Here is a 25,733-nt window from a genome sequence, read left to right on the forward strand (position 1 = left end):
TGGAACGGATGGCCGCACCGGGCCGGTCATAGCGTGAGTTCGGATTCCAGTTCCTCGCGATCCGCCAGAACGTCGCCCAGCATGCGGAAATGGGGCGCGAGGAGCGTCAGCGGAAGTTCCTTGAGTCGCCCGTCTTCCAGGTAGCGGTCGTTGATCTCCGAACAAAGGATGCGGCCGACGAGGAGGGCGTAACGCTCGTCGGTCACTTCCCGCTCGAGCGTTGCTTCGACCCAACCGATGGCCGCCGCGATCCGGGGCGGTGAAACCCTCTTGGACGGGACCGTTTCCAAACCCACCCTTTCCAGTTCATCCACGTCCGGCGGGTAGGGCCGCGCCGTGCGCATGGCGTCTCGAAAAGACGGTCGCCCGATGACATTCACCACGAACTGGCCCGTTTCCCGGATGTTTTGCAGCGTATGGCGTGGAAGGGCGGAAGCCAGCGCGATGAGCGGATACGGGCGAAGGATGGGCATGACGCAGCTGTAGGGGGCCGCATTGGCGACCCCGCGTCCGTCCCTTGTGGTGATCACTGTCACCGGGAGGGGAAAAAACTGTTTGAATTTTTCCGGTGCAAGTTCCATGGGTCGTCTCCTTTCCATCGGGGGATTTGCGGAAGTCTCCTTTTTTGACCGCAGGATGACCAAGGGCGGCGGATGGAACAGCTTCGCGTGGACAGGTTCAACGCCCCATCCACCCTGAACGGACGCCGTATTTCAGGCGCCGCCGCCGTGGATCTTTCTCAAAACATAGGCCAAGACGCCGCCGTGGCGGAAATAGGCCACGTCCACATCGGTATCGAGCCGGGCGACGGCGTCGAAGGAAACCACCGAACCGTCCGGCTTTTCGGCTTCCACGCGGAGCATCTTCCGCGGAGCGAGATCGTCAAGACCTGAAATGGTAAAGACTTCGGTTCCGTCCAGTCCCAGGGATTCGATACTTTCGCCGCTCTTGAAAACAAGCGGCAGGACACCCATTCCCACCAGGTTGCTTCGGTGAATCCGTTCAAAGGACCGGGCGATCACGGCCCTGACTCCAAGGAGCGCCGTGCCCTTGGCCGCCCAGTCCCGGGAAGAGCCCGTGCCGTATTCGGAGCCTGCGAGCACCACCAGAGGCACGCCTTCGCGGGCATAGGCCATGGCGGCATCGAAGACAAACATCTCTTCGCCTTCCGGAAACTTCCGCGTGAAACTCCCTTCTTTTCCTCCCGCCAGCCGGTTCTTGATGCGGATGTTCCCGAAGGTGCCGCGCATCATCACCTCGTGGTTTCCGCGGCGCGACCCGTAGGAATTGAAATTCGGAGGCTTCACCCCCTTGGAAACCAAGTACTTGCCCGCCGGGTAGTGTTCGGGAATGGCGCCGGCGGGGGAGATGTGATCGGTGGTCACCGCGTCCCCGAGGACCAGCAGAGCCCGCGCGCCTCGGATGTCTTGGAGCGGCTTGGTTTCCGGCGACCAATCGTCGAAGTAAGGGGGTTTTCGGATGTAGGTGGACGCAGGGTCCCAGGCGAAGGTGGTGCCGGCTTCCGCCTGAAGTCCCTGCCAGAAGGCGTCTCCGTCGAAGATGGCGGCGTATTCCTTTTGGAAGAATGCCGACTTGCAGTGAGCCGCCGCCATGCGGCGGATTTCGTCCTCGCCGGGCCAAAGCTCGTCCAGGGTGACGGGTTCGCCGTTGGGATCCAGGGCGACGGGTTCCCGGGTGAAGTCCACGTCCACACGGCCGGCCAAGGCGAAGGCCACCACCAGCATGGGGGACGCGAGGTAGTTGGAACGGACCCTCTGGTGGATTCGAGCTTCAAAGTTGCGGTTCCCCGAAAGGACCGACACCACGTTGAGATTTTCCCGTTCAATGACCTCTTCCAACGCCGGGTGGAGCGGTCCGCTGTTTCCGATGCAGGTGGTGCAGCCGAAGCCCACGCAGTGGAATCCCAAGGCCTGGAGGTACGGTGTAAGGCCGGCTTCCTCGAGGTAATCCATAACGACCTTGCTTCCCGGAGCCAGTGACGTCTTCACGTGGGCCGGTACGGTGAGGCCGCGCTTTACGGCGTTTCGGGCGATGAGGCCGGCTCCGATCATCACCGACGGGTTTGATGTGTTGGTGCACGACGTAATGGCCGCAATGACCACGCTGCCGTCGCCGATCCGCGAAAGTCTTCCGTTGACTTCCACGTCGAAAAAGCGCTGGCTGAGCGGCGTGCAGGTCCGGGGACGCCGGGTACGGCAGCCCGATTCGTTGATGAACGCGGAGACCTGTTCGACCGTGGCGTCCGGTTCATAGTGGCATCCCAGAACTTGAGCAAAGCGTTCCTTCAAGTTCCGCAGTTCCACGCGATCCTGGGGACGGGCCGGCCCGGCGACCGAAGGCTCGACCGTAGTGAGGTCCAGTTCCAGGACATCCGTGTATTCGGGTTCCTCGGTCCCCGAGGCAAAAAGCCCCAGAGCTTCGGCGCAAGCCGCCGCCAAATCGGCCTGAGCTTCCCGCCCGGTCGCCCGGAGGTAATCCACGGTGACCCGATCGATCGGGAAATAGCCCAATGTGGCGCCGTATTCGGGAGCCATGTTGGCTACCGTCGCTCGATCCGGAAGACTCAACCCCTTCAGCCCCGGTCCAAAAAATTCCACGAACTTTTCCACGACGTTGTGAGCTCGAAGCATTTCAGTGACCCGAAGCACAAGATCCGTCGCCGTTACGCCGGGACGCAGCCCGCCGACCAGCCGCACCCCGATCACTTCCGGGAGGCTCATGGTGTAAGGTTCCCCCAGCATCACCGCTTCCGCTTCGATCCCCCCGACGCCCCAGCCCACGACCCCGATGCCGTTCACCATGGTGGTGTGTGAATCGGTTCCCACCAGGGTGTCCGGATAGGCGAGCCTTTCACCCTGTTCCCCGGTGGGTTCCACGATCATCACCCGCGCCAGGTATTCCAGGTTCACCTGGTGGCAGATGCCGGACCGAGGCGGCACCACCCGCAGCGTATCGAAGTTTCTTTGAGCCCATTTGAGCAGGGCGTAGCGTTCCCGGTTGCGTTCGTATTCGCGGGCCACGTTGATTTCCACGGCCCGCTCGGTGCCGTAGGCGTCGACCTGCACGGAATGATCGATCACAAGGTCCACGGGAACCAACGGGTTGATCCGCCTGGGGTCTCCGCCCCTATCCTTCACGGCGTCCCGCATGACGGCGATATCCACCACGGCGGGAACCCCCGTAAAATCTTGCATGAGCACGCGGGCCGGATGGAACGGAATCTCCACCGGATTCGCATACCGCTTCCGCCAGTGGGCGACTTCCAGAACATCTTCTTCGGTCACAACCGTTCCGTCCCACTTCCGAAGCACATTTTCCAGCAGGATCTTGATGGAAAAGGGCAACCTTCCGACGTCCGCCAAACCGTCCCGTTCCAGCTTGCCGATGTCGAAAAACGTAATCGCCTGCCGGTCCGTTTCCAAGCGTCCCATCCATTCGGTTTTGCGCATGATGCACTCCCTGTTCCTATGCCTTCTCCCACCGTCCCGGTTCACGCTCCGCCTTGGCGCACCGAAACCCCGCGGCGCCTTAGGAATTCCTTCACGGCGGGGCCGGTCCCTTTCTCCCAGGGTCTCACCCTTTCAGGAGGCAACGCCTTGACTTCGGCCAGTTCGTCGCCCAAGACGATTTCCCCTTCCCCGCTCACGTGGTAGGCGAAAATCACCTGGTTCCTTTCAAAAAAAGAGTAGATCCCCAGAAAATCGACGATCCGGCCTTCAAGCCCCAGTTCTTCCCGGACCTCCCGCAATACCCCTTCCTCGGGCGTCTCCCCAGCTTCGAGAAATCCCGCCACCACACCGAAAAACTTCTCCGGCCATCCCTTGCTGCGAACCAGGATCACCGATCCGTTCCATTCCACTACGGCGGCCACCACCGGCGTTGGATTGTTCCAGAAAACGTACCCGCACCGGGAATCGGAACAGGCCAGGCGGTTTCGGCCGTCGATGACTTTTTCCACCAAAGGAGCTGCGCACTGCGGGCAAAATTTCATTTGCAATCCTCTTTCTCGCCTTGCCGGAAGTCCGTCCTTCGCCTTCGGGCTCCGTTTATCCCGAATGCCTGCAAAAGGCCAGGATCTTTATGCCCCCATATGACATTGGGTTGTTTTTTAAAGATGAACATTGAACATCGAATATCGAACATCGAACGTTCAACATCGAATGAAAAACCAGGTTGCATTTATGCCATTGGGTTGTTTTTAAAGATGAACGTCCAACATCGAACATCGAACGTTCAACATCGAATGAAAAAAGCCTGGTCAGCGAAGACTCCGATGTGGAACTCTGAATGACTATTTTCTTCCCCTCGTTCCCAAGCTCCAGCTTGGGAACGCCCTGCCCGGGAAGCTCCAGCTTCCCTCCTGCTACAGCTGAAACTCGCTGTCTTTCTAGGGAGCTCGCCAGGATCTCGAAGTGGTCTTCCCCCTCGTTCCCCAGCTCTGGCTTGGGAACGGCCTCACCGAAGCTGGAGCTTCTGCACAGTTGTGTTCCCAAGGTGGACCTTGGGAACAAGAAGCAAAAGATCTGCACCCATTCGATGTTCGATGTTCGATGTTCGATGTTCGATGTTCGATGTTCGTTTTTCCAGTCGATACCGGGTAAAAGCAACTTAGCGCTTATGGGAGTGGCCCCCGGCGTGACGGCCCCGCTCAAAGGCGACCGCTGCTTGTGGGGCCTGGCCGTAATCTCCTGAAACCAGGACGGAGTCGCCATGGTTTCCAAATTCGGAGACATCAAACGTTTTCTACAGAGCGATCTGTGGAACCTCCGGTTGGCGGACCTCCCGCCAGCCAGAGCCGCGCTGCTTCGCGCACTACGCATAGCCGCCATCGTCGGGCGCCGGTTCACGCGCGACCAGTGCCACCTTCGTGCCTCGGCCCTGACTCTCTTTACGCTGCTTTCCATCGTTCCCATGTTAGCCATGGCCTTCGGCATCGCCAAGGGATTCGGGCTCCAGAACGCCATCGAACGGGAGACCCTGCGCCGACTGGCGGGCCAGGAAGAGGTGGCACGATGGATCATGGACTTCGCCCACACCCTGCTGGAAACCACTCGCGGCGGACTCATCGCCGGCATCGGGGTGGTGGCCCTTTTCTGGACCGTCCTGAAGGTTCTTCAAAACATCGAAATTTCCCTGAACGCCATATGGAAGATCGAACGGCATCGACCTTTCAGCCGGCGCGTGAGCGATTATTTGTCTTTTATGCTCATCGCTCCCATCCTGCTTGTGGTCTCGAGCGGCCTCACCGTCATGGTTACGCAGCAGGTGGGGTTTATGAGCGAACGGTTCGGCATCGTCAGTTACTTCGAATCCTTCATTCTCAAGGCGCTGCGCCTGGTCCCCTACCTGGTGCTCTGGGCCCTTTTCACCTTTCTCTACATCTTCATGCCCAACACCAAGGTGAAGGCGACGTCGGCCGCACTGGGAGGCGTCCTCGCCGGCACACTGTACCAGATCTTCCAGGCCGCCTACATCTACTTCCAGGTCGGAATGTCCAATTACAACGCCGTCTATGGAAGTTTCGCGGCCCTGCCCCTCTTTCTCCTCTGGCTTCAGGCGAGCTGGATGATCGTCCTACTTGGTGCCGAGATCTGCTATGCGCACCAAAACACCGCCTTGTTCGAATGCGAACCGCAGATCCGGAGGCTCAGCCGTGAGGCAAGGAACCTTGCCGCATTGAGTGTCATGCGGTACCTGGCACGGCGCTTCCATGAGGGCGAGCGCGGCTGTTCCGAGGAAGATCTGGTGCGTGCGGAAGGCATGCCGGTTCTACTGATCCGTCAGACCTTGACGGAATTGGAAAAATCCGGCCTGGTCGCCCGAATGGCCTCGCCTGAAGACAACGGCGACTCCAGTGTGAGCCATGAAGAGCGGCTCTATCAACCCGCCGTGCCCGTGACTCAGCTCACCATTCGCAGGGTTCTGGACCACCTGGAGCAAAACGGCGAGAGCCGTGTTCCCGTCCTGAATCCCGCCGAAATCGAAGATCTCGCCCAACGCCTCAAGGCATTGCACGAAGCCGCCGAAAAGTCCCCCGCCAACAGCCGTCTGCTCGATCTTTAGGATCTCTTGGGTATTCCTTCGCAGCGTGTGAAAAAGAAACGCCCCAGCCAAAACAAAACGGACGCGGCCGGCGGCTTGGACGCTCCATCAGCGGCTCCAGCCGCCGCCCGAACCGCCGACAAGTGTTGAGGCCGCAGCCCGGGACGAGGCCGCCGCGCTCGAATGTTGAACAGATGAAGCGTCTCCCCTGTCAGGGCGCAAAGCGCCACGGCATCTCGAACCAACGTCCCTGAACCCGATTTCAAACCACCGTCGATGGAAATCATGTCCGTCCCTCCGTCTCGTGCTCCTGATCGGCCGCAATGGCTCGCACTCGCTGCCGGCCTCGACCGGTGCCGACACGGGAGGGCCGATTCCGCACGCGTCTGTCTCACGCCCGTGCAAAGCTGAAAACCCGGCGATTTCGGATCACAGCGCAGCGATCGGCGGTCCTTGAAGCACTGGTTTCAGCGGACTCGCATCCCAATGTCGAAGAGATCTACACCCATCGTCAATGATCTCGCGAGACTCGACAGTCAATACATTGTGAGTCCGAGGAGTTGTTTTCCTTGACTCCTTGCCATCAGATTTGATACTGAATTCGCCTTATGTCAGATCAGACATAACGGTCCGGTAAACTAGCCCTTCTGCCGGGGGCCTTCCATGCACGGCAGGGACGTTTCTCTCGCTTACCGGCCGGGTCCGGTATGCGGCAATCATCCTCCTAGGGGTATTCCGATGGCAAACATTGGGGTCTATTCGTATGAAGAGTATTTGCGCATCGTCGAGTCCTTTCATGGGAGTGTAGCGCCGGGTCTGGTCGTTGGCGGCTTCATGGTCGATCTGGCCATGAAACGGATGCCGGGAGGGATTCTTTTTGATGCCATCTGTGAAACCACCAGCTGCCTTCCGGATGCCGTCCAGCTGCTCACGCCCTGCACCATTGGCAACGGTTGGCTCAGGGTGTTCAATCTGGGGCGTTTCGCCTTGAGCCTTTATGAGAAGTATGAGGGTGAGGGGATTCGTGTCTTCGTGGACGCGGAGAAGCTGGGGGCATGGCCCGAGATCAAATCGTGGCTCTTCAAGCTCAAACCCAAGGCCGAACAGGACAAGGACCGGCTCATGTCCGAAATCGAGGGGGCCGGGCATTCCATTTGCGGGGTGCAGTCGGTTAAGGTCCAAACCCAATTCCTGGGCAAAAAGAACCGGGGCCCTATTGCCACCTGCATCCTGTGCCATGAGCCTTACCCTGCCCGCGACGGGGCGATATGCCGGGCGTGCCAGGGAGAAACTCCCTATATTCCCTCCGCGTCATCGGATGACCGCCGGGATCCATTGCCCCCGCTCAGGGCGGTTCCAACCGAAAAGGCGGTCGGCAAAAGGGCCCTGCACGACATGACCCTGATCATTCCCGGCGTCACCAAAGGGGCTGCTTTTACGCAAGGGCAGCAGATCACGATCGGCGACCTGTGCCGTTTACAGCAAATGGGACGGAGCAGGGTCTACGTACAGGAAGAAAACCACATTCATCCGGAATGGGTTCATGAAAACGATGCGGCACTCGCTTTTGCAAAAACCATGGCCGGGGAAGGCGTGACTTACGATGAGCATCCGCGTGAAGGAAAGATCAACCTCATCGCCGACCGGGACGGGCTTTTCGTTGTCCAGGAGGATCGGTTGGAGCAGTTCAACATGATACGGGGTGTGATGTGCGCCAGCCGAAGGGCATGCGTGGTCGTAAAGCGTGATCGGCCGGTTGCGGCCACCAGGGCCATCCCCCTGCTTCTCCCGAGAACAGACTTCGAAAAAGCGCTCACCATTCTCGATGATGGACCCATCTTCAAGGTTCTGCCCTTGCGGAAGGCGCGAGTGGGGGTTCTTGTCACCGGGACCGAAGTATTCCAGGGGCTGATAAGGGACAAGTTTGTCCCCATCATCACTTCCAAGGTCGAAAAATACGGCTGCGGCGTGGTGCGGTCACTCATCGTTCCGGATGATCGAAGCGCTATAGCAGATGGAATCGGGCAGATGATCCTTCAATCCGGAGTCGATTTGATCATCACGACCGCGGGTCTTTCCGTCGATCCCGATGATGTCACTCGCCAGGGGCTGGTTGACGCGGGGGTGACCAACATGCTCTATGGCGCTCCGATCCTACCGGGAGCTATGACGCTCATTGCGCGCATCGGCACTGTACAAGTGATGGGGGTGCCTGCCTGCGCGCTCTACTTCAAGACCACCAGTCTCGACCTTCTGCTGCCTCGAATGCTTGCAAACCTCGAGATCACCCGTCGCGATCTTGCCAGGCTGAGTCACGGCGCATTCTGCCTGGCCTGTAAAACCTGCACCTTCCCCAAGTGTCCCTTCGGGGGATGATTGCAACCGAGTTTCTCAAGTAATGAGCGAAAACATTCCCACCATCCGGTTAAACCTGTGGCTGGAAACGGCCGACGGGCTCTATTTCGGCTTGGGGAGAGCCATGCTGCTCGCCAATATCCAAAAATGCGGTTCGTTGAGGAAAGCCGCCGATGAGATGGGAATGTCCTACCGGGCAGCGTGGGGAAAGATCAAAAAATGCGAGGAGATCATCGGTATGAAGCTCATTTACCAGAGCGGTAGCAAGAGTGAGGGGTATCGGCTCACGGACGCGGGCAAGTTGTTCATGGAGAGCTACTTCGCATGGTTCGACCACGTCGAAAAGGAAGCATTGAAGAAGGCCCGTGAATTGATGCCGGTGATGGTCAGGAGCTATAAGGAAGCCGTTGAGTAGTTCTTGAATATTGCAATGGATTCACCCCGGTCCCGTGGACGGGGGCGAAATTCCGAACGGCATCACTCCACTGCCACCGTCAGTCAACGCTCCACGGTCAATGCGGCGGGTTCGGACTCCATTTCCCGCGGGCATGCCGCCGCCTTTTCGACTCTGACCGCGCAGACTTTGTACTCCGGAGTCTTGCTGATGGGGTCAAGAGCCGGGTTGGTCAAAAGGTTGGCCGCGGCTTCCTCGAAATGCATCGGCATGAAAATCATCCCGGCTTTTACCGCGTCGGTGATACGCACTCTGGATTCCAGGGTGCCCCGGCGGCTGGTCACCCGAATGTAATCGCCGTTTAGAACACCCAGGCGATCTGCGTCTTCCGGATGGAGATCGGTGATCAGTTCAGGCATTTCCCTGTCCAGGAACGCGCACCGGCGCGTCATGGTGCCCGTAAGATAGTGAGCATACTCCGTTCCCGTCGTCATCCAGAACGGGAATGCCTCGTCCGGGGTTTCGGCGGGCGGCTTGTATTCGATTCCATGGAACAGTCCCCGTCCGCGGCTGAAGCGGCCTATGTGGAGGATGGGCGTTCCCGGGTGCTCCGGTGTCGGGCAGGGCCAGCAGAGGCCTGACGGGTCCAGCCGTGAGTAGCTTATCCCAGCGTAGGACGGCGTCAGACTCGCCATTTCATTAAAAATCTCTTCAGCCGATCCGTACCCCATGGGATAGCCCGTCCGGGTGGAGAGTTCCTGAATGACCTGCCAGTTGGTCTTTCCAGCCAAAGGCGGGATTGCCTGCCTCACACGCTGCACGCGCCGTTCGGAATTCGTAAAGGTCCCGTCGGTCTCTGCAAAGGAGGCCGCCGGCAATACGAGATGGGCCAGCTCAGTCGTAGGGGTTGGGAAGATATCCATGGCCATGAAAAATTCAACCGATTGCAGAGCGTGCTTCACGTGATTGGAATCCGGGTCACTCACCACGGGATTTTCCCCGAGAACCACCATCGCCTTCACCTGTCCGTCGATGCACCCCTGCATCATCTCCATGATGGTGATGCCGTTTTGGGCTGGAAGTCTCACGTTCCATGCCAACTCGAATTTCCGGCGGATTTCGGGATTGGTTACGGCCTGGTAGCCCGGGAAAACGTTGGGAAGCCCGCCCATGTCGCAGGCGCCCTGCACGTTATTCTGGCCGCGCAAGGGGTTGACCCCCGTGCTGGGGCGTCCGATCTGGCCGCAAAGCATGGACAGGTTGGCCAGGCTCATGACGTTGTCCACGGCCGTCGAATGTTGGGTGATTCCCAGGCAGTAGACAATCGAAGACGATTTGGACCCGGCATAAAGTCTGGCTGTTTCGGTGAGCGTTCCGATGTCGATCCCGGTCATTTGGGAAACGCGTTCGGGAGGATATTTCTCGATCGTTTCCACGAGCACCTCGAAGCCTTCCGTCCGCTCTTCAATGAATTTCGAATCATGCCAGCCGTTCTTGTGGATGATGTGCATCATTCCATTGATCAAAGCCACGTCCGTCCCCAATCGGTGCTGGACATGAATGTTTGCGTGACGCGCAATATGCGACTTCCGGGGGTCGGCGACGATCAGCTTGCCGCCCTTTGCCTTGGCACGAAAAAGGCGCGTCGCGACAATGGGATGGGCCACCGTCGTATTCGATCCGATTACAAAAAGGCACTCGGCTTCTGCCAGTTCGTCGAAAGAATTCGTCATGGCACCGCTCCCAAAAGCCATGGCAAGACCTGCCACGGTGGGGCCGTGTCAGAGCCGGGCGCAATGATCGATATTGTTCGTCCCGACGGCAGAGCGCGCGAACTTTTGCAGGAGATAATTTTCTTCATTCGTGCATCGAGCGGAGGTGAGAAAGCCCACGCTGTCAGGTCCGTAGGTATCTTTTATCCTGCCCAGTTCACGAGCCGCGTAGTCCAAGGCCTCACCCCAGGTGACCTCGCGAAACCCAAGCCCGGTTCTCATGAGCGGGGTTTTCAAACGGTCGAAACGCTGCACTGTCACCATCGGAATAAAATGTCTGGTAAACGCCGGAATAAAATGTCCTCCCAGATGAGCGAAGGGTTATTCCTCCAGCAAGACCCAAGAGAGCCGGAGGTGACCCATGCTCAAAAAGGAGGACTGGATGGAGATCAGAGCACAAGTTGAAAAGGGCGTCTACAAGAAGGACATCGCAGAAAGCCTGGGAGTGCATCCAAAAACCATAAGCCGTGCTCTTAGTCGAGGAGGAGTACCCTCGGGGAAAAGACCCGGTGCAAGGGTGAGCAAACTTGATCCCTTCAAACCCTTGATCGACCAGCTCCTGAGAGATGGAGTCTGGAATGCTATGGTGATCTTGCGTGAGATCGAACAGCGAGGCTACACGGGCGGGACCACCATCCTTCGGGAGTACATCAGCCCCAGAAGGCCCATGAGGCAAAGCCGGGCAACGGTACGGTTTGAAACAGATCCTGGAGTTCAGATGCAAAATGATTGGGGAGAGCTCACAACCGAAGTGGCTGAAATCCCACAGAAGGTCTACTTCAGTGTGAATACCCTCGGATTTTCCCGGCGTCTCTTCTTCTGGTGTGCCCCCAGGAATGATGCCGAGCACACCTACGAAGGGATCATCAGAGCCTTCGAGTACTTTGGAGGAGTAGTAATAGAGGTGCTCGTGGATAACCAGAAAGCAACGGTTATTGTCCACAGGATCGGGGAGAGTGTTCGCTTTAACGAACGATTTATAGATCTTGCCGGCCACTATGGCTTCACCCCCAGAGCCTGTCGCCCGAGAAGAGCAAGGACCAAGGGAAAAGATGAGCGGATGGTGGGCTATATCAAGCACAACTTCTTTGTGCGTTACCGCAAGTTCGAGAGCTTCGCCCAGATGAACGCTCTCGCTGAGAAGTGGCTCACAGAGGAAACCGATCAGAGGCTGCACGGAACAGTCAAGGAAATCGTAGCCGAACGATTCTCCCGTGAGGCTCCTCATCTTCGTCCCCTTCCTGCCCTGCGGTATGACACCTCTTATCTCGAGCACCGGTGTGTCCACTGGGATGGCTTCATCGATGTTTTGGGCAATAGATACAGTGTGCCCTCTCAGCTGTGTGGACAAACGGTCCGAGTGAGGATCGGGTTGGATGGAACCTTGAGAGTCTACGCCGAAGAGACCCTGGTGGCCGAACACACCCTTCGCAGTGCAGCCGAGGGATGGGGAAGCGTTGCAGCCCATCATGCCCAATTGTGGCAGGAGGCATTGCAGGTTGAGCGAAGGGATCTGTCGATCTACGAGGAGGCGAGCCGATGGAGCTAGCAGGCCTCCTTGAGAAGATGAAGATGGAGCACCTTCTCTCGCAGATCGATTCAGTCTGTGAGCAGGCATCAAAGAGGGATCTCTCCTATAAAGACTTCCTTGCGGAAGCCCTTCAGGCCGAATGGCGGGGCAGACACGGAAAGGCCGTTGAGGCCAGACTCAAGATGGCCCGATTCCCCTGGGTGAAAACTCTTGAGCAATTTGACTTCTCGTTTCAACCAAGCATCGATCGCAAGGTGATCCGTGAACTCTCGGGACTCTCCTTCGTCGATAGGGCAGAGAATGTGATCCTCCTTGGCCCTCCGGGGGTGGGAAAGACACATCTTTCCATTTCGCTGGGAGTAAAAGCCGTAGAGGCCGGATACCGAGTCCTCTTCCTTACTCTCGAGTCGATGCTTACTCGGCTCACTCGAGCCAGGATGGAGAACCGGGTGGAGAGGCAACTCCAACAGTTTGTCTACCCAAGAGTGCTCATCATCGATGAGATGGGATACCTCCCGATGAGCCGAGATGAAGCAGGGCTTTTCTTCAGGCTTCTTACCAGAAGATACGAGAAGGCCTCTTTGATCATCACCTCCAACAAGAGCTTTGTTGACTGGGGGGAGATCTTCAATGATCAGGTGCTGGCCACAGCCATACTCGATAGGCTCCTTCACCACTGCACCACCCTCAACATCAAAGGGGATAGTTTCAGGCTCAAAGAAAAGAGAAAGGCAGGGCTTGTCGGAGCCGGTCCAAGAACCGCTTTTCCGACTGAACAAAAAGCATCCGAGTGAACCGATGAGGGAGTTGAGCGGTTCGGAGTGGATACCGACTTGAGGGAGGCGGAGACGCGGCAACGACCCGCGATCGGCACAAGCGGCACCTTCCATCTGTGCCGCGCCGATCGCGGCTGTCGTTGCCAGCGGAAACGGCGAGTGAGTCGGAGGCTCCGCTCCGAATCGTTCAACTCCCGGATGACACCAAAAGCGTTGTTTTGGGGACATTTTATTCCGATGATTTGCGGACATTCTCGACCGGTGTTGACATGCACGAATTCATGCACAGTCCATCCTTTGATACAGAGCTTCCCCGCATTGGTTGGGCTCGTTTTCGAAGGAAAGACATTGACGATCCGCCCCTCCATGACTTCGAGAATCATTCCACACCCACAGGCACAGTAGGGGCACGTCGTAAGGATGGTCTTATAATCCATTTACTCTTCTCCTTTTGTCCTGGCTCCATGCGGTTCGGGCGAAATGCGTTGCGCCCCCTTGAAGGCCCGCCCGCCGGACCGCGGCCCCAAAGCGTTATATCAGCACTGATATAATGCTCCGCCCAATAACTCCGCCAGGCACGCTGAAGGCCGTTGGCTCTTTGAAGAAAATCCTCCCCTGTGTCGTTCCGGTCTCAACCCGGCAAATCAAACGGAGTCAAATTAACTTTAAAATACTTTAGTAAGTCATTTCAATATGCTAGAATTAATATATACTTCTATTGTCCTCCCTTGCTCAGTACAGCTCCACATAATTAAGTGACCACTATGCAGCAGTCTTCATTGGGTGAACATAAGCTATGATCTTTGCTACAGACTTGGTAGTCAAGTTCCCCTCGTTCCCAAGCTCCGGCTTGGGAACAAGGTGGAGACGTCCCCGCCATGGGCTATGAAACGTGTGAGGCGGCGCGAGCTCACCCGAGCCAACGGAAACCGATGGCCGCTGTTGGTTCATCGCGGCGAGGGCGCCGCTCCTACATCGACTCATGCCCTGTAGGAGCCGGCTTGTCGGCGACCCAATTCGCGGCGAGGGCGCCGCTCCTACAGGAAAAGGAAACCTCATCAGGGACCGACTTTCATGAGCTTGTTTTGGGACAAACGCCAAGGGGCATGGTCACTGGACCATGCCCCTTGGTTGAACAACGTATCCGGCGCGTGGGGATTCGAAGGCGGCCGGAAGCGGCGCCGGCGGAACCGAGCTCCCGCCGCTTGCGGACCTCAGAAATCCGAAAAGTCTTCTTCGAAGGGGATGACCTCCTCCGCCTTGGACGAACCGGTCTTCCGTCGAGCCGGTCTGTCTCGGCCGTCTCCCTTGCCACCTCCGCCAGCCCGAAGCGGGACCTCGGCCGCCGGGGTTTTCATGCCGCTTCCGCCCCGCTCCGGCTCCTTGGCCGCTCTTTCCGACTTTCGCGTGCCCTGCCCCACGATTTGGACCAGAAGGCTCACGTATTCCCTGAGCTGGTTGGCCTGGGCGGTCAATTCTTCTGATGCGGCCGCCGTTTCTTCAGCATTGGCGGCGTTCTGCTGCACCACCTGGTCCATTTCCAAAATGGCTCGGTTGATCTGTTCGATCCCCTCCGCCTGTTCCTGGGATGCCGCCGCTATCTCCGCGATCAGCTCGGCCATCTTTTCGGAATCGGTCTTTACTTCCTTGAAGGACCCGTTCACGTTGCTGACAAGCGTCGATCCTTCGCGGATCCGCTTCACCGTGCCGTCGATGATGACGGCGGTGTTCCGTGCCGCTTCGGCGGATCGAAGCGCTAGGTTCCGCACTTCGTCGGCCACCACCGCGAAACCCGCTCCCGCCTCCCCGGCCCGGGCCGCTTCCACCGCAGCATTGAGTGACAACAGGTTGGTCTGGAAGGCGATCTCGTCGATGGTCTTGATGATCTTCTGCGTCTCTTCGCTGGCCTTGGAAATCTCGTCCATGGACTGGGTGAGCGACTGCAGCGCGGTGCTGGCGTTCGTGAATTTCTGCCCGGACTGGGTGGCGATCTGAGCCGCCTCCTTGGCGTTGTCCGCGTTCTGGCGCGTCATGGACGCCATCTCCTCGATGGCCGACGAACTCTCTTCCAAGGACGCCGCCTGCTGGGAGGCGCCTTCCGACAATTGCTGGCTGGATGCGGACACCTGACCGGATGCCGCCGCCACCTGGTCGGCACCTTCCGTAAGGCCTTCCACCGCCCTGGAAATGGAATTGGCGATCCCTCGACCGAAGAGAAACGCCGCCACGATGCCCACCCCCACCATGGAAAGCACCACGGCCGCGGCCCATTGCATGGATTTCAACCGATCCCGGTTCAGCCGTTCCGTCACCTGGCGGACCATGGCCAGCAGTTCGTCCTGGGCCATGCTGGTCGTCACGAGGTAATGACCGGTGCCGACTTTCAAAGGCTTGTAGGCCATGAACTTGTCCTCGCCTTCGAAAAAATAACCGCCAGTTCCGGCATTTCCGGACAGGCCGTCCTTGACCAGCCGGGCCAGATCACCGTAGCTGGATTCGCTCACATTCACGCCGTCCGACAGGGAGTACTTGGGATGTGAGATGAGAACACCGCGGTCGTTGCACACCCATGAGTAGCCGGATTGGCCGTGCTTCTCGGCCTTCATGATCTGCCAAACCACGGACCAGTCCAGGTTGATGACGACGGCCCCTTGGAACGTGCCGTACTCCCTCACGGGAACGACCGCCCGCATTTCCGGCTTGCCCGTATTGCGGGCGATTTCCACACCCGAATTGACCACGCTCTCGGCTTTTACCGCGGAAAGGAACCAGGCCTCTTCGGCCCGTGATCCCAGGTCGTCGCTGAACCGACCTTCTACCATTTTCAAGATCTCGGAACCGGTTGCATCGAGAAACCGCACCTGAGTATACATCGGACGCTCGCCGTCGGCGGTCTGAACGGTGGCCACATTCCAAAGGGCCTCCATCTCCTCACGAAACGCCCGAAAGGCGTTTTCCCGAACGCCGACCGCCATGTCATCCCAGCGGCCGGCGGCGCACACGACCCAATCCCATTCCTTGAAGTAATGGTAGGCGAGAAAACCCTTCCGCCCCTTTTCGTCCTGGTGTTCGAGGAGCCCTGTGCTTTCTTCGCGGATCAGCGTCAAGACCTTTCCCATGGGCGAATCGGGGAAGCTTTCCACCGCGTTTCGGCCTATCAGGGAGGATTCCGGGTGGATCACGACGCTCCCGCTGGAATCCATCACAAAGAAATGGCCTTCCCGCCCGAGACGCCGTTTCAAAAGTTCGCTTTGAATACCCGCGAGATCCTTTATCCGGTCGCCAACATAGAGCATGCCGATGATCTCGTCGGAGGCGTTGCGAAGGGGTTCATAGATCGTCTGATACCAATCGTCCACCACGAAGGCACGTCCCTGGAAGGTCTTCCCTTGAAGGACGGTCGCTACTATCGGGTTGGGGCTCCCGTCCGGGTTGACGGCGGGGATGTAGGTACCGACGGCTCGGGCACCCGCTGAATTTTCCACGTTCGTGGCCACCCGAAGCATGTCTCCCTGTGGGTTCATCTTCTGAAAAATGGTGCATGTGCTGCCGGTGATCTTCTTGACATCATCGACCACCGGCACCTGTTGATCGAAGGCCTCTGTCGGATACAAGATTTGCGCGCCGAGCTGCAGCAGCGGGAGTTCAACGGAACGGGACTCCTGCGTGAACTGGTTGACCGCGTGCCACGTGTGGGTGATGGTGGAAAGGTCGGACCGCCCAACGCTGGTTCGAGCCAGATTCAGGGCCATGTTCAGCTGTTTGAGCACGTAGGCGTGCTGCGTTCTGAGGTTCTGAACCAAACCCTCCATCTCCGCCATAACCTGGTCTCTGAAGATGGCGTTCAGATTCTCGTCGGTACCGGATAAAGCGTGGATGTATTCTTTGAGATTCGCTGAGGCGGCAAGGCGGAGGGCGTCTTCCTCCGTTCTCGTCACGATGTCATTGACAAAAACGTGATCGGCCTCCACTAAAGCGGCAAGGAAATTCAAGCTGGATTCTTTCAGGGAGGTCGAAAGAAAATCCGACAAGTGCTTGGATTGCGACGTGGACAGAGCCGTATTGATGGCCGTACTGGCGATGAGCGGGATCGCGACGAGCGCGACACAGAGCACAACGAGCTTGGCTTTGAAGGTCAATCGCATGAAACTTTCTCCTTCCAGAAATAACGACTCAACAGAAAACATCGGCTGCTCGGCTCGGACGGACCCGAGGAAGCTCAATTCATCCTCATTGTCGGCATTTCCGGAAGTAAACTTGATCGCGAGTTGCAGCCTCCCGTGGGCGGCGGGTGACGATAGGCATGTGACCCAAATGACACTTTTGCGTAACAATCCTGCATTCCGTCCCGGTTAGAATGGCAATCGCAGCATAAACGGCATGTTGGACCATTTCAGCTCATGAGTTCCAGGAGGACGACGTGCGGCGCTTGTCTTTCAAAGTAAAGTTGCTTCTGGGACCGGTCTTCACGATCCTTGTCCCGATGATTTTCGTGGTTTTCCTGCTGGTGCCTCATTTTGAAGGAATTTTGTACCGGATGCTGACCGAGCAAAAGACCGCCACCGCCTCCGGTCTCGCCCGGTCGGTGGACCTGGTGCTCGCCGAACAAGCTCGGCTCGCCAACGCCCTCGCGGCCGGCTACGCGAACTTTTCCGGCATGGGCTTTCAATTCTACGCGGGCATGTCACTTGACGACCAGATGCTGGAAAAACTGCGCTTCCAGTTGGGGTCCGCGCTGGAGCGGCTCGGAGACAACTACGAGGGCCTTTTTTTAGTCGACGCCAAGGGCATCGCCTTCGCCGGAGCGTTGCGCACGGGGGACCCTGACCCCTACCGGGGTGAAGATCTCTCGCAAGACCCCTTTTTTCAGGATGTGATGAACACAGGAAAGGAAACGGTTTCTCCGGTCTTTGCATCGGCCGGTTCGGGCCTTCCCGCGGTCCGCATCCTGGCGCCCATTCGAGCCGACGGGGAAACGGTCCTGGGGGCGCTTGGGCTGATCCTGAATCTTTCACCTTTCATGGACATGGTGACGCAGAGCCGCTGGGGCCAAACCGGCTATGTCTTCCTGACCGACGCCACCGGAAAAGTGATCGCGCATCCCCGCCAAGATTTCATCTTGAAGCTGAACATCCATGAAATCGAAGGCATGGAGTCGGTAGCGACCGCTCTTGCGGCGGGCCGAGCCGGAACGCAACGGTATGTTTTCGAGGGAGAAGAAAACTGGTGCGCCTTTTCACCGGTCCCTGCCGCTTCCTGGGCGGTGGTGGCCACCCAGACCGTCCGGGAACTGGCGGCACCGGTCACGCGAATCCGCCGGCTGGTGCTCTGGGGCGGCGCCGCTTTTCTGGGATCGGCCTTGATCGTCGTAATGCTATGGTCCGGGCGCGTTTCTCGCACCCTGGGTGACCTGACCGCTTCGGTCCGAACCTCTGCGGCAGCCTTTTCGCAAGACGCTCAAAACATCTTCGAAGTGAGCTGCTTGGCTTCCAAAGAAGCCTCGAGCCAGGCGGCGGCCATCGAGGAGACGGCCGCATCCGCCGAAGAAATCAGCACCGTCGCTCAAGCGAACGCCCAACGCACCGGGGAGGCCTTGGATCGAATACGTCAAACCCGAACCCTTCTCGACCGAGCCGCCCAGGAAGTCGACCGCTTGGGATCGTCCATGGCGGCAACCCAGCGCTCCGGCGAAGCATCGTCGAAAGTGGTCACCACCATCGACGAAATCGCCTTCCAAACCAATCTCCTCGCCATCAACGCGTCGGTGGAAGCGGCCCGAGCCGGAAACGCCGGTGCCGGCTTTTCCGTCATCGCCGAAGCCGTCCGCCGGCTGGCGAACCAATCGTCGGAGGCGGCCCAGGACACGACCCAACGCATTCAAAGCATGCTCCACCAGATCCACGAAGACGCTCGGACCGTCGCGGAAGTGGAGCGTTCCTTCAAGCAAATCGTTGAAGCCGTCACGCGTTCCATGGAGCTGATTGAAAGCATCGCCACGGCTAATCGAGAGCAAACCCATGAAGTAAGCCGCATCAACGAGGCTCTGCAGGAAATCCGCGAAGCAGCGGTAAAGGGAACCGCCTGCAGCGAGCAAGCGGCTTCGGCCTCCGAAGGCATCCGGAACCGTTCGAGGGAATTGGAACATATCGCCTCACGCCTCGCCGAAACGGTGGGCATCACGGGAAACGGTTCACGGGCGGAAAAGAAACCCCAAAGCACCTCGACGCCCAACGGCCCCAAAACGGTCGCAGATACCGCAGTGGAAAAACTCACCGAAGCGCCTCAAGCACGCCCGGCGCTTCCCCCAAGCACCTACTCCTCCACACGGCTCAATTGACCCCTCCGTAAGAACCAAGTTATTTTCTAAACATTCACGGGTTCTATTTTTGTCATTGGGTTGTTTTTAAAGATGAACGTCGAACATCGAACATTGAACGTTCAACATCGAATCAGCAATTCTCGGAGCCGCTGTAGAGCCTTGAAAACCGGGTCTTGAAGGATTTGATTTTCGCGAACCCGGGGGATCATTTCGGGCTCCGAAAGGGGTTTCCCCCTCGTTCCCAAGCTCCAGCTTGGGAACGCCCTGCCCGGGAAGCTCCAGTTTCGCCTCGCTGTAAAGGATTTGAACGATTGCATGGTCTTCGATAGATCTAGCTGATCCCGATGCGGTGAATATCGAAGCTGGAGCTTCTGCACACTTGTGTTCCCAAGCTGGAGCTTGGGAACAAGGTGGAAAAAATCCCCCTCTCCCTTGATGGGAGTGGGTTGGGGTGAGGGTGAGAAAGTTAACGTATGTCAACCAGTTACATTCCCCTCCCCTTAATCCCCTCCCACAAGGGGAGGGGAAAATGCCCCCTCTCCCTTGATGGGAGAGGGTTGGGGTGAGGGTGAGAAAGTTAACGTATGTCAACCAGTTACATTCCCCTCCCCTTAATCCCCTCCCACAAGGGGAGGGGAAATAGAATTTGGCATCAAATATAGGTTTATTATTTTCTACGCTACCAAAAGGTTTATTCTGTGGACCTGTACTAAGCACGTGGCCATGCCATTTACATTTGTACCCAGCAATTCCCGAAGATGATCCGCTCCAGGAATTGCTACCTTGCCGGCAAAAGCCTCTCATCTTGCCTACCGGACTTTCTCATTTTACGTGCAAACTCAGATCCTGGTAGGCGCATGGAACGATGTGGTAAAGGACCACTCGCCGCCTGTCCGCAAATAAAAAAGGACTTGGCCGTGTGAGCCAAGTCCTTGATTTGCTTGGTAGCGGGGGGAGGATTTGAACCTCCGACCTTCGGGTTATGAGCCCGACGAGCTACCGAACTGCTCCACCCCGCGTCAGGTGTTTCCTTTCTAGCGGACTGGACGGCGAAAGTCAAGTGGACGATTGAGGCTGCGCGGGAGAGGGATCGTCCTCGCCCCTCCAATCGGTCACCTCTGCGGACGGGTCATTGGATGTCTTCCAGGGGAATCGACATGATTTCGAAGAGCTTCCGGGTCGCGGGGTTTTCGGCCAGAAATTCCTTGGTAGCGTTCTAAATCTCACGGATTAAGGTCTTTGCCTACCGGCGAATCAGCACATAATCCAAGGCCGTGAACTCATCCGTCAGCACCCGTATTGCGATTGTGGCTAGGCTGGGTTTAGCTCCCTCTACTCAGTCACAAGGTTTCGGACTTCCTTCATCGCGTCCTTCCGGCATCACCGCCGTCGCAGCGGCGTCTCAGCGCCTTCCCCTTTCAACGAGAGCCTGCCAGCGCGTCTTGATCCGCTCCAGCGCTTCTCCGACCAGCGGAAAACGCTTGGTGATCCAATGGACCAGGCGTCGAAAGGCCGGAACGTCCCGTGAGAGGACCAGGGCTCCCAGGGCGAGTAACAGCCAGCCTTGGAGGATCGGGAGCACCAGACCCAAGACACCGAGCGCGAGTAGGAAGCTTCCCAGGGCGATTCGAATGGCAGACCAGCTCAATATCAGAGCTCCTCGAGGTTTTCCGTTTTTGATGAAGCGACCGCGGGAGCTATTCTACCGCCTTTGGTTCAGGAGGCATTCCCTTTTTTCGGTCATCTTCGGCGTCCAGTTTGTGCCTTCGTCTTGGTTGTCGATGAGAGCCCTGGCGTACTTCGAGGCTCTTTAAGGGCTTGTCCAAAAACAACCTCATGAACGTCCGGCCCTGATGAGGTTCCTTGTTCCTCTAAAAGCGGCCTTGGCCGCGATGCGGATCGCCGGCAAGCCGGCTCCTACAGGGCATGAGTCATTGTAGAAGCGGCGCCCTCGCCGCGATCGGGAATCGAAGCTGGAGCTTCTCCACAGTTGTGTTCCCAAGCTGGAGCTTGGGAACAAGGGGTAATAAACACTCTTTTCTGTGGAACTGTACTAAGCGGCGTTTTTTGCTTGCTGGTGGAAGCCAATCGTGTTAGTAGACACTGCTCTCAGGGCAACATGCCATGGATTTCGACGGTGGGTGTAGCTCAACAGGTCAGAGCACTGGGTTGTGGCCCCAGAGGTTGTCGGTTCGAGTCCGATCACTCACCCCATGCCGATACCGCCGCCTTCTCCGAGGGCGGCTTTTTTATTGCTTTTTCGGAAGCCCGCTGGATTGACAAGACCGACGGCGATTGGATAAGTTTGAGGGTGCTTTTCCAGTCCCGGCCGCGTGGGTGTTCCTTCAGGCAGGAGCCAAACCAGCATGCCCCGCAACCGCCCCAGTTGGCATGAATACTTCATGTTGATCGCCAAGATCGTGAGCAGTCGTTCGACCTGCAACTCGCGCCCGACCGGAGCGGTCATCGTCAAGGACAACCACATCCTCTCCACCGGCTACAACGGCGCCATGCCGGGGGCGCCTCATTGCATCGACGGCCCGGAAATAGACGGAAAACCCTATTGTTACCGGAGGGCCCTTGGGGTCCCCGATATCGACAAGTACAACTTCTGCCGGGCCTCTCACGCCGAAGCGAACGCCATTGCCCAGGCCGCCCGCTACGGGATCTCCATCGAAGGAGGCACCCTTTACGCGACCCTGGCGCCGTGCTACACGTGCCTCAAACTCATCGCCACGGCACGCATCCGGGCCATCTACTACGAACATCCGTACGATTCTTCAACCCCGGAACGGGACGCCTTCTGGAGCCGTGCAGTGCAGGAAGCAGGGATCGAGACCTTTGAGCAGCTGATCATCTCGTCCGAAACCTACGATTACATCCTGGCTGGAATTCGGGGCGTCACCTCCAAGAGGCGGTTGGACGCCACCGATTTCGTGGAACCCGGGCCCAGGCCGCCTTCGAATCGAGCGCCCGAGTGATGCAACGCCTCAGGGAGTACCGCCGGAAGCGGGAAAATCGTTTTCGATGAAGCCTCACCCTTCCAGGGAAAACGCGAATCAAAGCCCCATCACCTTCAGCCCACTTCACTTCGGCGATCGACTGGAGGTGATCAATCCCGCAGGAACCATGGGTATCGTAACCCTTTGGTCCAGGGTGGACCACGTGTTAAGAGTCGTCAGAGACGCCGGCATCGACTTGAGTTCGAAAACCAGCCCCGTCGCCGCTGCGGGCACCCTTTACGGAAACGGCCTCCGGGAAATGCTCCGCAACCTCCTTCACAACCCCCAGATCGACACCTTGATCGTCTGCGGTCGCGACCGTTCCGGATCGCTGGAGGAACTCACCGCTTTTTTCGAACGAGGCGTGGAACCCTACGACAATCCGCACGCCCGCTATGAACCGGTGGAAGGATTCGGCACGCCCTCGTGCGTCCGCATCCGGGGCACATCGAGAATCCTTGACGACTTGGTCACCCCGGCCCTGTTTCGCCGTCCCCCGACCATTGTTTCCTTCTGGCCGCTCCAGGATCCGGACGTCCGGGACGAACTCCGGTCCTTCGTGGCCGGCTATCGCCCCAGTCCGCCGCCGACTCCGGAACGGATCGTCGTCCCTCTGCCCCGTGTGCGGATCACGTCGTTTCCCTGCAATCCCCGGGAACACACGATCCGCGCCGGCGATCCGCTCACCGCCTGGAAAGACCTGATTTTCACACTGCACCGTTTCGGCGTCCCCGTTCGACTGGCCAAGGGCGAACGCCGCGAGTTGCAGAACGTCAAGGTGATCGTCGAAGAACCCCGCGAAATTCCGGAAGAAGACCTGGTGCGTTGGGGATATGATCCGGTCCACCTGCGCCGTTACCAGGAGGCCATCCTGGAGGGCACCTGTTCCGAAGACGAGACTTACAGCTACGGCCACCGGCTCCGAACCTATTTCGGCGTGGACGGACTTGAAGAAGCCGCCCGACGGCTCCGGGAAGACCCGGAAGACCGAAAGGCCTACGTGGTGCTGTGGGACCCCCGCCGGGACTTGCAGGCCGCCCAAGGCCATCCCTGCCTGGTGAGCCTCTTTTTCCGCCGCTTTCAGGAACGGCTTACCCTGACCGCCGTCTTTCGCACGCATAATGCCCTGGACGCCTGGCTCGTGAATTTTTACGGACTGCTGGCCATTCAGCGCCACGTGGCGTCGGCTTGCGGCATGGATCCGGGCGCCGTCACCGTTGTCAGCCAGTCCATATCCGTGGATACAACCCAGATGGATCGGGCCGCGTTCATCGCCGCCGAACGATCCTTCCGGTATCGGGAAGACCCCATGGGCTATTTCAGGATCACCGTGGACGAAGAGGCCATCGTGGTCGAACATCGTCAGGGAGACTTCACGCTCCACACCTACCGCCATCCCAAGTCCAGCCGGCTACAGCACGAAATCGCCAGGGACTGCGCGGTCTCCGACATCAACCACGCCCTTTACCTGGGCCGGCAACTCGCTCGCGCGGAAGCGTGCCTGCGGGAAGGCAAGCCTTTTGTCCAGGAGTAGCACCCCGGTGAAACCGCGCGTCATCTTTTTCGATATTGGACACACCCTGGTCACCGGCGCCCATCAGTCGCCCCGAAGGCTCCTTGGATCTCGACTGGCCCTCACCGAAAAAGAAACCCACCGGCTGGGAAAGCTCATCATGACGCATCCGGCGGAAGATCCGTCGACCCTTGCCACGGCCGTGGCCGCTCACTTCCCCCAACGGGACCCGCACCGGATCGAACAGGAAATAACGCGGCTTTGGGAAGACCAGACCCTCTGTGTGCGCTGCATTCCAGGCGCCCATCGCCTGTTTCGTCGACTTAAGGGCGCCGGAATTCGCCTGGGGGTGATATCTAACATCTGGCACCCGTTCTTCAACGGATTTCAGAAAAACTTCCCGGAAATATCTTCGCAGCTCGATTTTACCGTCCTCAGCTATCGCCTGCAGCATAAGAAGCCGTCGCTGGACATCTATCGCGAAGCGGCCCGCAAAGCGGGCGAGCCGCCGCAGAACTGCTGGATGGTGGGCGACAGCTACGAACTGGATATGGAGCCGGCGCGTCGCGTCGGCTTTAAAACCCTCTGGATTCTCTGCCGGCCCGAAAGGGAACGGTCGCTCTTGGTGGAACTTCTGAACGCGGAAAAGCCCCTTCCGGACGGCGTCGTGGAAGACCTGGAAGCCGCGGATCGTTTCTTCATGGAGAGGTTGGATTCATGATTGCCATACTGACTTTGGTCGCCCTGATTTTCCTCGCCGTGCCCGCCGTCACCTGCGCCTTCTTCTGGTATGAAACAGCGAACGGACCGCATTTGGCGATCCTTCGCGAAGTTTCCCGGGGGCGCGTCAAGGCGTGGGTCTTCCGAGGATACCTCACGTCGCTGTTTTCGCTTTTCCTGGTAATTGCCACGTTCCCCATGGGAGTTTTCGCGAACAGGCGAAAAGCGCCGTTGCGGGGCGATGACCGCCCGGCGCCGCCCGTTCTGCTGGTGCACGGCGTCTATCACAATTCAAGCGCCTGGTTTCTTCTCCGCATTTTCCTGGAACGTGCCGGCTTCACCCGGATCCGCGCATGGCATTACCCCAGTTTTCGCCCTTCTTTTGACGAACTGGCGGGCCGCCTCGTGGAGGAAATCCGCGAGCTGGCCCGCGCCTTTCCAGGGGAAAAGATCCTGCTCGTAGGGCACAGCATGGGCGGCCTCCTCATACGGGCTGCGCTTTCGGACCCAACGGTCGCCGCCGTCGCGGGAGCTGTCGTCACGCTGGGGACCCCTCATCAGGGAACCAAGTTGGCGGTTTTCGCCGTGGGCCGCTCCGCCCGTTCCCTGGGTTATCGATGCCCGCTGATCGAAAAGATTAAGACCCTGCCTTTCCCGCAGGAACTTCCCCGCCTTGCGCTCTATTCGCCGGTGGACGACATGGTTCTTCCCAACTCGGCCGGCGTTCCCGAAGGAAGTTCCTGGCCTGCGGAAATGACCGCACCCGTGGGCCACCTCTGCCTCATATACCACCCGTCGATTCTGAGGCGGGTAGTGGCGTTCCTGAAGGAGAATTCCGCCGCCGGAGAGGGAAAGAGGCAAGCTTCCGGCCGCTCGGAGTCGGAAATGCGAAGCGAGGAGGTCCTTCCGTGAGCGCCTTGGGAGATCGATACCGAAGGAAGCTCCGGTATCTCACCGCCCGCCGGGCGACCCGGGAACTGGAGGTGATCCTGGAGCGGTTTTGGGCCCGACATGGAGCCACGCTCCCGGACGAAGACCTGCCCGATCTGGAACGGATCCTCAGCCTGGACGATCTGGACCTCCTGGCCATACTCCTCGGCCAGAAACCGCTCCCGGACGGCTACCGCCGGGACCTGTTGGAACGGATGCGTTAGATATAACGTTGATTTTGGCCGTGAACCTCCACTATGATGATTTTATTGCCGGCTGCGGCCGGCGGTGAAGGAATCCGCGGGGGTTGGGAACGAGATTTGCGGAGCGGCGCCCCGCTTCATGTAAAAGGAGGAAC

At 58.5% G+C, this 25,733-nt stretch carries 19 protein-coding genes, 2 tRNA genes and 1 pseudogene; 12 read left to right on the forward strand and 10 right to left on the reverse strand.

Annotated features, from left to right (window positions below; translation table 11 throughout):
• Positions 1–26 precede the first annotated feature (26 nt).
• The 4 genes from FDQ92_RS04700 to FDQ92_RS04715 all read right to left on the reverse strand — a co-directional run bounded on the left by FDQ92_RS04700 (position 27) and on the right by FDQ92_RS04715 (position 4,673).
• Complete coding sequence (locus FDQ92_RS04700) at positions 27–581, reverse strand: flavin reductase family protein (RefSeq protein ID WP_170180191.1); 555 nt, start codon at positions 579–581, stop codon at positions 27–29.
• A 132-nt stretch (positions 582–713) separates the two neighbouring features.
• Positions 714–3,470: an aconitate hydratase AcnA gene (gene acnA, locus FDQ92_RS04705; protein ID WP_137423507.1), complete on the reverse strand. Its 2,757-nt coding sequence runs from the start codon at positions 3,468–3,470 to the stop codon at positions 714–716.
• Between the two features lie 41 nt (positions 3,471–3,511).
• Positions 3,512–4,012 (reverse strand): NUDIX domain-containing protein, encoded by a 501-nt coding sequence (locus FDQ92_RS04710; protein ID WP_137423508.1) that lies wholly within the window; start codon positions 4,010–4,012, stop codon positions 3,512–3,514.
• A gap of 55 nt (positions 4,013–4,067) precedes the next feature.
• Entirely contained in the window at positions 4,068–4,673 is a 606-nt protein-coding gene (locus FDQ92_RS04715; RefSeq protein WP_137423509.1) for a hypothetical protein, read from the reverse strand.
• 58 nt (positions 4,674–4,731) lie between these two features.
• On the opposite strand from FDQ92_RS04715, the gene FDQ92_RS04720 reads away from it, so the two are divergent.
• Positions 4,732–6,084: a YihY/virulence factor BrkB family protein gene (locus tag FDQ92_RS04720; RefSeq protein ID WP_137423510.1), complete on the forward strand. Its 1,353-nt coding sequence runs from the start codon at positions 4,732–4,734 to the stop codon at positions 6,082–6,084.
• Here FDQ92_RS04720 and FDQ92_RS16135 read toward each other — a convergent pair.
• A complete protein-coding gene (locus tag FDQ92_RS16135; protein WP_137423511.1) occupies positions 6,081–6,350 on the reverse strand; it encodes an RNA 3'-terminal phosphate cyclase in 270 nt (89 codons plus the stop codon). The genes FDQ92_RS04720 and FDQ92_RS16135 overlap by 4 nt on opposite strands.
• Before the next feature lie 451 nt (positions 6,351–6,801).
• Between FDQ92_RS16135 and FDQ92_RS04730 the strand changes: the two genes are divergently transcribed.
• Positions 6,802–8,439, forward strand: coding sequence for an FmdE family protein (locus FDQ92_RS04730; protein ID WP_137423512.1), 1,638 nt, complete (start codon positions 6,802–6,804; stop codon positions 8,437–8,439).
• 22 nt (positions 8,440–8,461) lie between these two features.
• The gene (locus tag FDQ92_RS04735; RefSeq protein WP_137423513.1) at positions 8,462–8,833 is read left to right on the forward strand and encodes a winged helix-turn-helix domain-containing protein; all 372 of its coding nucleotides are present in this window, start codon (positions 8,462–8,464) and stop codon (positions 8,831–8,833) included.
• Between the two features lie 83 nt (positions 8,834–8,916).
• On the opposite strand, the gene FDQ92_RS04740 is transcribed toward FDQ92_RS04735, so the two are convergent.
• Complete coding sequence (locus tag FDQ92_RS04740; protein ID WP_137423514.1) at positions 8,917–10,566, reverse strand: molybdopterin oxidoreductase family protein; 1,650 nt, start codon at positions 10,564–10,566, stop codon at positions 8,917–8,919.
• Between the two features lie 379 nt (positions 10,567–10,945).
• On the opposite strand from FDQ92_RS04740, the gene istA reads away from it, so the two are divergent.
• Positions 10,946–12,133, forward strand: a complete 1,188-nt coding sequence (istA, locus tag FDQ92_RS04750; RefSeq protein WP_137423332.1) for an IS21 family transposase — start codon at positions 10,946–10,948, stop codon at positions 12,131–12,133.
• On the forward strand, positions 12,124–12,909 hold the full coding sequence (istB, locus tag FDQ92_RS04755) for an IS21-like element helper ATPase IstB (RefSeq protein WP_137423331.1): 786 nt from the start codon (positions 12,124–12,126) through the stop codon (positions 12,907–12,909). Before istA ends, istB begins: the two co-directional genes overlap by 10 nt.
• A 263-nt stretch (positions 12,910–13,172) precedes the next feature.
• Here the strand turns inward: istB and FDQ92_RS16410 are convergent.
• Together FDQ92_RS16410 and FDQ92_RS04765 are read right to left on the reverse strand one after the other, a co-directional pair.
• Positions 13,173–13,328: pseudogene (locus FDQ92_RS16410) on the reverse strand (hypothetical protein); the annotation flags it as partial.
• A 777-nt stretch (positions 13,329–14,105) separates the two neighbouring features.
• Complete coding sequence (locus tag FDQ92_RS04765) at positions 14,106–17,036, reverse strand: Cache 3/Cache 2 fusion domain-containing protein (RefSeq protein WP_170180193.1); 2,931 nt, start codon at positions 17,034–17,036, stop codon at positions 14,106–14,108.
• Between the two features lie 275 nt (positions 17,037–17,311).
• On the opposite strand from FDQ92_RS04765, the gene FDQ92_RS04770 reads away from it, so the two are divergent.
• Positions 17,312–19,228 carry a methyl-accepting chemotaxis protein gene (locus FDQ92_RS04770; RefSeq protein ID WP_137423518.1) on the forward strand — a complete coding sequence of 639 codons (1,917 nt, stop codon included), beginning with the start codon at positions 17,312–17,314 and terminating at the stop codon, positions 19,226–19,228.
• 924 nt (positions 19,229–20,152) lie between these two features.
• Here FDQ92_RS04770 and FDQ92_RS04775 read toward each other — a convergent pair.
• Together FDQ92_RS04775 and FDQ92_RS04780 are read right to left on the reverse strand one after the other, a co-directional pair.
• Positions 20,153–20,229: transfer RNA gene (locus FDQ92_RS04775), tRNA-Met, on the reverse strand.
• A gap of 383 nt (positions 20,230–20,612) precedes the next feature.
• Positions 20,613–20,858, reverse strand: coding sequence for a PGPGW domain-containing protein (locus FDQ92_RS04780; protein ID WP_170180194.1), 246 nt, complete (start codon positions 20,856–20,858; stop codon positions 20,613–20,615).
• Positions 20,859–21,347: 489 nt separating this feature from the next.
• On the opposite strand from FDQ92_RS04780, the gene FDQ92_RS04785 reads away from it, so the two are divergent.
• The 6 genes from FDQ92_RS04785 to FDQ92_RS15170 all read left to right on the forward strand — a co-directional run bounded on the left by FDQ92_RS04785 (position 21,348) and on the right by FDQ92_RS15170 (position 25,599).
• Positions 21,348–21,424 (forward strand) — tRNA-His (locus FDQ92_RS04785).
• A 152-nt stretch (positions 21,425–21,576) separates the two neighbouring features.
• On the forward strand, positions 21,577–22,191 hold the full coding sequence (locus tag FDQ92_RS04790; RefSeq protein ID WP_137423520.1) for a deoxycytidylate deaminase: 615 nt from the start codon (positions 21,577–21,579) through the stop codon (positions 22,189–22,191).
• A gap of 46 nt (positions 22,192–22,237) precedes the next feature.
• Positions 22,238–23,746 (forward strand): thymidylate synthase, encoded by a 1,509-nt coding sequence (locus FDQ92_RS04795; RefSeq protein ID WP_246041832.1) that lies wholly within the window; start codon positions 22,238–22,240, stop codon positions 23,744–23,746.
• A gap of 7 nt (positions 23,747–23,753) precedes the next feature.
• Positions 23,754–24,446: an HAD family hydrolase gene (locus FDQ92_RS04800; RefSeq protein WP_137423521.1), complete on the forward strand. Its 693-nt coding sequence runs from the start codon at positions 23,754–23,756 to the stop codon at positions 24,444–24,446.
• Positions 24,443–25,357 (forward strand): esterase/lipase family protein, encoded by a 915-nt coding sequence (locus tag FDQ92_RS04805; protein WP_137423522.1) that lies wholly within the window; start codon positions 24,443–24,445, stop codon positions 25,355–25,357. The genes FDQ92_RS04800 and FDQ92_RS04805 overlap by 4 nt, the downstream gene beginning before the upstream one ends.
• Positions 25,354–25,599 (forward strand): succinate dehydrogenase assembly factor 2, encoded by a 246-nt coding sequence (locus FDQ92_RS15170; protein WP_170180195.1) that lies wholly within the window; start codon positions 25,354–25,356, stop codon positions 25,597–25,599. The genes FDQ92_RS04805 and FDQ92_RS15170 overlap by 4 nt, the downstream gene beginning before the upstream one ends.
• Positions 25,600–25,733 lie beyond the last annotated feature (134 nt).

Source organism: Desulfoglaeba alkanexedens ALDC (assembly GCF_005377625.1).
In the GTDB taxonomy this organism is placed as follows: Bacteria; Desulfobacterota; Syntrophobacteria; order Syntrophobacterales; family DSM-9756; genus Desulfoglaeba; species Desulfoglaeba alkanexedens.